We start from the raw sequence: 5,014 nt of genomic DNA on the forward strand, positions 1-5,014 counted from the left end.
ATTCATCGACCATCCATGCTCATTATTTTTTAGCATTTTAGAATCATCGAAACGAACAGCATTATCCATGCCCGATTCCCATTTGGCTGCGATAAGTGAACCATCAGTAGAGCCATATTCGCATAGGCCATTCTGATCGTTGTCGCGGTACTGGTACCACCACTCATGATATTTCACTAATTTCGGATACATTTCTTTCACAAATGCCAGATCTGAAGTTGCTTTGTAGATTTCTAATACTGCCCAACTAGCCAATGGAGCTTTGGTATCGCGCCAATTGTTTTCCTTAGGATCAAAATAAACACAATCGGCTACCATGCCCATCTCGTCCTGATATTGGAACATGGAGTGCAGATTACTCTTTGCCAGTTCAGGATTGAAACGCACAAGAGCAACAGCTTGTTTCCACGAGTCCCACGACCAAAAGCCATAGAATCCCTGGTAAGCTGCCGACGGAAAGACACCCGAGTGCTGTAGATCGCCTGCCGCTGATCGCCAGTTGGTCTGTAGGGTTTGCACACATTTAACTGCTAGTTTACGATTATCCTCATTGTCCAATAAGGAATTATTGCTCTCAAGGGCTTTGTTTAAATAGTTATTCCATCTGCTTTTATTATCGGCAAACAGCTGTTTTGAATTATCAAGCCACTTGGTGTATTGATTGGTTTCTTTAGCAGCTTCCTCCTGATTGAAATAGTAGGAGTGCAGTAAGTTCACCTCTAGTGTTTCACCTGAAGCAATCTCGCGCTTATCCATTAATATCATTTGGTAGGCATGCTTATCAGGAGAGATTTGAATCGACTTGTCGGAATCGTTATGCATCAGGAAAAATTCATCTCCCTCTTCAAAATCGATTTGCAGACCTTTTTCTGATTTGCTTAACGCGATACCTTTAGGGAATAGTTCTCCTTTCCAGCCCACAAAGAGGCTTTGGTTCTTGTCGCTTTTGTTTGTGATATCGGTTTGAATAAGAGCCGTTCTATCACTAATAAAAATCAGACTAAGTTTTAGACTTAGATGTTCTAATTCTAGAGTTTGCTCCAGTTTACCAGGCTTGTAATTGAGCTCAGCTTTTGCTTTGCTCAAATCAATGGTAGTCATGCTGCTAGCATCAGTCAGTTCCAGATGGCACAGGTTTTTACTGACCCATTGTCCCCACATTTTCATGGTAAGTGGTCCTGAGAACCCGCCGTAATAGTTCGTACTATCTATATCGGGAAGGGCATAACCATGCCATGCACCCATATCGGAAAATCCGAAAGGCTCCAGTTCGTATTGCCCTTGTGGAATGCCCTGAATATTGAGAACATTAGCCATTTCCTCCTGCAGGTCTGTTACTTTATCAGCCTTTGGCTGGCAACCACTCCAAACCAGAAGGGCTAAGAGTAGAATGTATAGATTTTTATGTGTCATATTGGTTATAGGTTTTCAGTTTTCCGTTGTCGGTTGTGAAAACTGACAACAGAAAATTGATAACATTTTAGTTTTTATTTAAATCTTAATTTACTCAACTCATTCAAATTCTTCTCGCCATTTATCGGGCGTAGAATAAACTCGTAGCTGTAATCTTGTGCAGGAATTGAATACTCTGAGTGCACAGGTGCTCCCCATGAGTTATCGCCACCAACACCCATTTGCTTGTAATCAATCTGCCAGCTGATGACCTCACCAGGCTTAATTTCAGCCCCGTGTTTCTGAGTATTTCCCTTACCTGAGTGATAAAGCTCTTTGTAGTCGAAAGGCAGTGCCGAGCCAGCTAATTCTGATTCTGAAATTACCATCAAGCCCAAAGCATCTTTATTTGTAAGAGCCATCCATCTCAGATCGGTTTTATTACCTGTTTCCTGTGGGCGCACGTAAGGGTGGTATTGCTCAGCAACACTACTTTTATAATGTCCTACCGGATAGCCTGTTTTTCTATCGCTCATACTCTCCTGAGGGCCACGACCAAACCATTCAATCTGGTTGAAAGTCTTAGGCAACTGCATTTGCATACCCAGTCGGGGAAGCATCGGAATATTATTCGCTTCAGGATGATAGGTATTTGTTACTTTAATATCACCATTGCCATAAATCAGGTATTGCGTTTTATACTTACTTGAAACAGTTGGGAGGTCAAGTGAGATGGTCACTTCCACCACTTGGTTGCTCAGCTTTTTGCTCTCGAACGAAAGGATTTTTGCATTTGCACCAGCCACTTTCCAAGGCTGACATTTTGCAGGCATACCATTACCTAGATCATTATCAGTAACCGCTCTCCAAAAGAAAGGTTTCAAGTCTTGAGCCATCAGCTCCTTACCATCTATTTGGTAAGAATTCAAACTTCCGGTTTGCTTTGAGAATCGAATCTGAATGTCACCGGCAATTAGGCTTAGCTCGTTTTTGTTTTCTTTTAGTTTTACTTTTCCAAGAGTGCTTGCCGATTTTGCAGATATTCCTGTTGATACTGGCAATTGGAACTGTTCCCAGGCAACCAAGTGTCCTTGGGGAACAAGAGGCATCTCTTTTTTGCTGTGGCCCTGAATCTCCAGGAAGTACTCTTTCCCGGCTTTAGGATCAATAACAGGATATGGAATGCTTATCGTTTTTGCTTCATGTGCCTTTAATGAAATATCATTCAGTTGTCCTGATGCAATTTCGGTAGCATCTTCTTTTAATGTCCAGCTAAAGTCAAAAGCAGTCAGGTCGATAAAATCGTGACGGTTGATGATTTTAAACTGATTTGATGCGTGATCGATCTTCTCGAATGCGATAGGCTGGTAAACCTTTTTTACTTCCCAAATATGAGGGTGAATTTTTCTGTCACCAGAAACCAAACCATTGGCGCAGAAATTAGAATCATTCTGGATCTTATAAATACCCATATCGCCGCCATAGGCAAAAATAGTATCGCCTTTTTCTGTTTCTTTTCTGAAAGTTTGGTCTACCCAATCCCAAATGAAGCCGCCTTGCAACTGCCTTTGTTTGTGAATCAAATCCCAGTAATCTTTTAGGTTACCCACGCTGTTTCCCATGGCGTGAGCGTACTCACACTGAATCAGTGGACGGGTTTGTACCTTTTCGGCATATTTCATCATCTCCCACATGCGATCGTACATGGGGCAGAAGATGTCGGTGTTCGATTCCAGACCGGAATCCTCAGACTGAACAGGGCGAGAGCTATCGTGCTTCTTTAACCAATCGTAAGTGGCATGGAAGTTCTGACCTCGTCCGGTTTCGTTGCCTAAAGACCAGATGATAACAGACGCATGGTTTTTACTGCGCTGAAACATCGACTGTGTTCTGTCTAGAAATGCCTTCTTCCAGTTGGGCTTATTAGCTAGAGTTTTTTCCTTATTGTATGGATCGCAACCGTGAGCCTCTATATTGGCTTCGTCAACCAGATACAAGCCATATTCATCACAGAGCTCGTACCAGCGTTCGCGATTTGGGTAGTGTGAATTTCTCACGGCATTGATATTGAATTGTTTCATCAACTCAATGTCTCTAATCATCGATTCTTCAGTAATCACACGACCATTGTCAGCATCGTGCTCGTGACGGTTTACCCCTCTGATCACAATGGGAACCCCGTTGATTTGAAGCAATCCATTTTTGATTTCGCTTGTACGGAAACCAATCTTTCTGCGAATGACCTCAATGTCTTTTTTATTCGAAGCTTTCAGGCTAATCTGTAAGTCATACAGTTCAGGTGTTTCTGCAGTCCATTTGCGAACATTAGCGATTTTGCCTGCAAAACTCACTTGATTATCACCTTGTTTTAAGCTGGTTTTAATGTCCTGATTAATGACGATTTTATCCCCATCTAAAACCTGAATATTAACTGTTTTGCTCTCAGCTTTTGAATCGGTCTTATTAAGCTCAATTTCAAGTTTAAACTGTCCGTGTGTGTAGGTTTCATCCAAGTCGGCATGAGCAAAGAAGTCACGAATATGCGTTTTGGGACGGGCATACAGATAGACATCTCTCTCGAAACCGCTCACTTTCCAATAGTCCTGATCTTCGAGATAAGAGCCATCGCTAAAGCGGTAAATTTCTACAGCAAGCTGGTTGATACCTGCTTTTACGTATTCGGTAAGATTAAACTCAGCTGGGGTTTTACTACCCTGACTATAGCCAACCTTTTTGCCATTCACCCATAAATACATGGCTGAGCGCACCCCGCCAAACTGGATGTAAATTTCTTCACCCTTCCAGTTCTCAGGTATATTAAAGTCTCTCTTATAGGATCCAACGGGATTATAATCATGAGGAATAAAGGGTTCGTTATTAGGGAAAGGGTAGGAGACGTCGGTGTAAATAGGAACTCCATAGCCTTGCAATTCCCAATGACCGGGAACCTTAATGTCTTTCCAGTCTGAGATATCGTAATTGGTTTTGTAAAAATCAACAGGACGATCAGCTGGTTTGCGAACCCAGTTGAATCTCCATGTTCCGTTTAGATTGATGTAGTATTCGGAATTCTCTTTCGTATTCTTAAGGGCATTCTTCAAGTTGCGATAGGCAAAATAAGATGCTCTTGGTTTTTCTTTGTTAATGCCAATGACTTGAGGATTTTCCCAATCGTTGACATTTGCTTTCTCTTGAGCAAAAATGCCCTGGTAGAAGAGAATAAGCAATAGCGTTAAAGTTGTTTTCATTATAATTGATTTACGATTAACAATTAGTGATTATTAATTGATACTAATTGTAAATTACGAATTGATTAGCTTCCTTGTTTGTTATTGGTGTATTTGGTAATTAAGATATTCCTGATTTGAGTAAACAAATCGACCACGCCTTGCATGTTTTTATTGCTCTTTTGTGTTAGGAATTCTTTCGCCTTTTTAGGGCTTTTATTATAAAGTGCTGTTGCTTTTTTGTCGTTAACTTTTAAGTTGTCGAATAAACTTTGCTGAAACGGATCACGATACAGTTGCATATCCTTAACAGCATCCTGCCATCGCAAATACATCAGGTTATCTACAAAATCGATGGCCCAACGTGCCGACTCCGGATTGAATTGATTCGGGTC

3 protein-coding genes are annotated in these 5,014 nt (G+C 41.4%); all 3 read right to left on the reverse strand.

Annotated features, from left to right (window positions below; translation table 11 throughout):
- Positions 1–1,413 (reverse strand): MGH1-like glycoside hydrolase domain-containing protein (locus ABY905_RS14005; RefSeq protein ID WP_372644936.1); only part of this gene is annotated, 1,413 nt, incomplete at its 3' end.
- Positions 1,414–1,487: 74 nt separating this feature from the next.
- Positions 1,488–4,640 carry a glycoside hydrolase family 2 TIM barrel-domain containing protein gene (locus ABY905_RS14010; protein ID WP_372644938.1) on the reverse strand — a complete coding sequence of 1,051 codons (3,153 nt, stop codon included), beginning with the start codon at positions 4,638–4,640 and terminating at the stop codon, positions 1,488–1,490.
- A gap of 65 nt (positions 4,641–4,705) precedes the next feature.
- On the reverse strand, positions 4,706–5,014 hold a 309-nt coding region (locus ABY905_RS14015), incomplete at its 5' end, for a hypothetical protein (RefSeq protein ID WP_372644940.1).

The organism is Ancylomarina sp., assembly GCF_041555295.1.
Taxonomy (GTDB): domain Bacteria; phylum Bacteroidota; class Bacteroidia; order Bacteroidales; family Marinifilaceae; genus Ancylomarina.